We start from the raw sequence: 3,936 nt of genomic DNA, 5'->3' as shown, positions 1-3,936 counted from the left end.
GCGCGGGCCAGCGCCACACGCTGCTGCTGGCCGCCGGAGAGCTGGGCCGGATAACGGTCCCGAACCCCTTCCAGACGGACGAGCTTCAGCAGCTCGTCCACTCTTGCACCTATTTCCCGCCTTGGCATATTCCCCTTGAGCCCGTATGCGATATTCCCTGCAGCCGTCATATGCGGAAACAGCGCATAGGACTGGAAGACGAAGCCGAAGCGCCGCTTGGAGGCGGGCACTCCCGTCAGGCTGCGTCCGCCCAGCGCCACCTCGCCCCGGTCTGGCTGCTCAAGCCCCGCCAGGATGCGCAGCAGCGTCGTCTTGCCGCAGCCGCTCGGCCCCAGCAGGCAAGTGAGCTTCCCCTCGGGAGCGTGCACGTCCACTCCGCCGAGCGCCTCGAAGGCGCCGAATGATTTGCCTACTCCGCGTGCCGTCAATCCTTCCCTTGCCATGGTCATCCTCCATCCTGCTCGTTCTTGCTTTCATGATAGGACCGAAGTGTAAATGGGATGTCAAAAACAAGTTAATATTGTGTGTTTTGTTGTTTTATCTTTTAATTTATGTTGTTTTTGCTTGTTTTTCAAGCTCAATCGGATGACCGGAATCCTGCAAACGATGAATTAGTCTCTCCGTTTGTTCCTTCTCCGAACTGAAAGGGAATGTCCCGCTCCAGCTCCCCCTGGAATTTCCCTGCCGCAGATAGACCGCCCAATTCTTCCCTCCATCGCCATGCAACAAAAAAAGAACCGCCCCATGGCGGTCCTTCTTCTCGCTTGCTTCCCATCCCTCGTTCACATCAAATCCGCAATTCCTCTCCTCGCCCGCTTGCTTCCCATCCGCGCTCTCATTCCTTGCCCGGCCGCTTCACATCGACGACGATCGTATCCAGCAGCCTGCCGCCCACGTAAGGAAGCAGCCGCCAGCGTCCCGGCTCGGGCAGCGACATCGTGGTCACGGCGGTCCGGTCCGCTCCGTTCAAGGAGCCGGATAGAAACGGCCTCGCCGAATAGACCTCGACCGGCTGTACCTTTCCTTCCTTGAGCGCCTTCACCTCGAAGCCTCCCTTGAACTCCTCCTCATTCCCCCAGAAATGCCACATGTACTTTTGAGGCATGCCCGCCGTGAAGCCGGCGTCGATGAAGGCCGCCTTCCCTTCCACGCCGCGCATGAAATAGGTGCCGGAGCGGAACTCGGGACTGGCCTCCCAATCCGGCTCGCGCAAGGCGATCGTCACATGGCCGTAAGAAACGCCGTCCAGAAGCACGTCGAGCCTCCACAGTCCTCCCAGGGGGAGGGTGAACTGCATTCCATGCCTCTGCAATCCCTCATACCCGCTGTCGGGATTTCGGATCGTTTCGGACAGAACCGTCTCCTGCAGCCCCGAAGCTCCGTGCACCGCCAGCACCTCCAGGCTTTTTCCCGCAAAAGTATGGAACGGGGCTGTAAAGGAAAAGAGGTATCCTTGCATGATGCCCGCTTTGGCTTCAGGCTCCGGATAAACGGAGAATAAGGGCTTGCCTTCTTCCGGATAAGCGTGCTGCTCCTCCCAGCCGGCCGGAGCCTGGCGGCCGGCTCCGTCGCCCAGAGGCAGCAGCCCTATTCCAGCCATGCAGGCGGCAGCCAGAATGAGGGCGGACAACACCAGCCCCCTCCGCCGAGCTCGGCTTCGGACAAGCCCGTTGCCGGTCCGCTCCTGCAGCTTCCGGTTCACGGCCTGTCTCATCTCCCCGGTGAACCGGGCCGAACCGAACGGAGATGCCTTCATCTTCTCTGCCCATGCCTCTTCCCGCTCCTTCATGGTCCCACGGCTCCTTTCTCTCCGTCGAGCATTTGGGCCAGCTTCTTTCGAGCCCGGTGCGCCCTCGACTTGACGGTGCCCTCCGGCACTCCCAACAAATCGGCTGTTTCTCTCCGAGACAAGCCGTAATGATAATCCAGAATGAGCAGCTCCCTGTATTTGCGCGGAAGGCTCATGACCGCCTCCCACAGCGAGCGGCTCTCCATCCGGTCGAAAAAAACCGTGTCGGCGCCGGGAGCGCTGCCGGATGCCTTGAACATATCCGTCAGCGTCACCTTGCGGACGAAGGCGCTCTGCAAGTAGTGCAGAGCTTTATTGCGGGTAATTTTGAGCAGCCAGCCCTTGACGGAGCCGTCCCCGCGATACGCATGCAGCGAGGTGTAGGCCGACAGGAATACCTCCTGGGACAGATCGTCCGCAGCATCGGCCCGGCGCGTCAGAAAATAGGCGAACCTCCATACGTCGTCTCCGAAATGATTCATCAGATCCTGCAGCACTCTGCCGCGATCAAACCCAGGAGCCAGATGCTTGATATAGTCCAGTTCTTCCGACATGGCCGCCCCCCTTATGCATATAGGACCGCTTGGAAGGACGATCGGTTCCATTTTCATGAAAATGGCATCACAAAGAAATCTGCCGCGCTTCGCGCGCGGCATGCCCCGGGAACCGCTCCGAGCGCTTCCTGTCCGCCTGCCCAGGCGGAGATTTCCTCCGTTTGTGCCGCAGGTTCGGCGATACTGGAACAGCAAAAAGACCGTTTTCCGCCGATAGCCGGAGAAACGGTCGCGTGCCGGGATGCCTTCGGTGTTTTAGCCTTTCCAAAATTCCGTTCCCGAACGGCCGGCTCCTGCCTTCATGCAAGAGCCTAGTCTATTTGGGCGGCTTCGCCGGGTACAGGAGACAGATCGATGACCCTTCGCTCCCTGGCGCTGCGATGCGCCGCCTCGATCAGCCGGATGACCTCCAGCGCTTCCTCCGCGCGGACCGGAGGCTTGCCTCCGCCGGAGATCGCCTCCGCGATTCCCCGATAGTACTCCTGATAGCTGCCGGGCAGCGTATCGATCTTGGTGCGCATGGTGAGGTCGCCGACGGCCGTCGTCAGCTCGCCGTAGCATTCCTCCTTATCCGCACCCCAGTCGGCGTCGCCCGGCCGCAGGCCGGCCTTCAGCTGATCCTCCTGCGGATCGAGCCCGTATTTGATATAGCTGCCGAGATCGCCATGGACCATGAACCGCGGCCCCGCCTGCCGGACCAGCGTGCCGGCCCGCAGAATCGCCCGCGACTGGGGATAGGCGAGCACCAGGTGGAAATAGTCCACCGTCTCCGCTTCCTCCCGGTCGAGCCGCAGATCGGCCCAGATCGAATCCGGGCTGCCTAGAACCTGCACAGCCTGGTCGATGAGATGCGCTCCAAGGTCATACAGAATGCCGGAGCCGGGCAGCGGCTGATCCCGCCACCTCGTCTCGACCTCCACCTCCGGCGAATAGCGGTCGTAATGCGCCTCGTAGACGGAAATCCGCCCGATCGTGCCGGAATCCAGCACCTGGCGCACGGTGAGGAAGTCGTTGTCCCAGCGGCGATTGTGGAAAACGCTGAGCAGGACGCCCTTGTCCCGCGCCAGCTGTATCAGCTCCTCCGCCTCCCGCACCGTATTGGTGAACGGCTTCTCCACCACGACATGCTTGCCCGCGAGAATGGCGCTCTTGGCATGCTCGTAGTGCAGCGTATTCGGGCTGGCCACGACGACCAGCTCCACTCCGCTGCCGAGCAGCGCTTCCACGTCTTCATACACGTCGACATTCTCGTAATCCTCCCGGACTTTGTCCGTCTGGGAGGTGACGACTCCGGTCAGCTGCAAGCCTTCCTCGGCTGCGATGAGGGGGGCGTGAAATACCGAGCCTGACAGGCCGTATCCGATCAATCCCGTTCGTATGCCCATGATGATTGCCTCCGTTTCGGTAGGATTAGGGTACTTATCCTTACCCGTAGGCCGCCTCCCGGAACCAGGACCAAGCCTCTGCCCGGACGGATCGGCCGCTCGGCTCCTCAGCCCGGTCAAGCCGGCATGCCGGCCCCGGCCCGGACGGATCGGCCGCTCGGGCTCTGCAGCCCGGTCATACCTGCATGCCGGCGAGACGGGCGTACAA

Annotated in this window: 5 protein-coding genes; all 5 read right to left on the bottom strand. The window is 61.4% G+C overall.

Annotated elements, in window-relative coordinates; all coding sequences use genetic code 11:
* The coding region (locus BN871_RS26000; protein ID WP_232313366.1) for an ABC transporter ATP-binding protein at nt 1–449 on the bottom strand (449 nt) is incomplete at its 3' end.
* Nucleotides 450–549: 100 nt separating this feature from the next.
* Nucleotides 550–786, bottom strand: a complete 237-nt coding sequence (locus BN871_RS25995) for a hypothetical protein (protein ID WP_048750085.1) — start codon at nt 784–786, stop codon at nt 550–552.
* Between the two features lie 49 nt (nt 787–835).
* Nucleotides 836–1,789: a DUF4871 domain-containing protein gene (locus BN871_RS25990; RefSeq protein WP_021880624.1), complete on the bottom strand. Its 954-nt coding sequence runs from the start codon at nt 1,787–1,789 to the stop codon at nt 836–838.
* A complete protein-coding gene (locus tag BN871_RS25985) occupies nt 1,786–2,343 on the bottom strand; it encodes an RNA polymerase sigma factor (protein WP_069202477.1) in 558 nt (185 codons plus the stop codon). The genes BN871_RS25990 and BN871_RS25985 overlap by 4 nt, the downstream gene beginning before the upstream one ends.
* A gap of 311 nt (nt 2,344–2,654) precedes the next feature.
* Nucleotides 2,655–3,728 (bottom strand): oxidoreductase, encoded by a 1,074-nt coding sequence (locus tag BN871_RS25980; protein ID WP_048750083.1) that lies wholly within the window; start codon nt 3,726–3,728, stop codon nt 2,655–2,657.
* Between the last annotated feature and the right edge of the window lie 208 nt (nt 3,729–3,936).

It is taken from the genome of Paenibacillus sp. P22, assembly GCF_000469945.2.
GTDB lineage: Bacteria > Bacillota > Bacilli > Paenibacillales > Paenibacillaceae > Paenibacillus_O > Paenibacillus_O humicus.
This window is presented reverse-complemented; position numbering and strand designations above follow the sequence as displayed.

What these genes read in the sequence shown, in the direction of transcription:
- BN871_RS25990 (WP_021880624.1), bottom strand. Translation starts at nt 1,789, where the DNA reads ATGAAGGAGCGGGAAGAGGCATGGGCAGAGAAGATGAAGGCATCTCCG.
- BN871_RS25985 (WP_069202477.1), bottom strand. Translation starts at nt 2,343, where the DNA reads ATGTCGGAAGAACTGGACTATATCAAGCATCTGGCTCCTGGGTTTGAT.
- BN871_RS25980 (WP_048750083.1), bottom strand. Translation starts at nt 3,728, where the DNA reads ATGGGCATACGAACGGGATTGATCGGATACGGCCTGTCAGGCTCGGTA.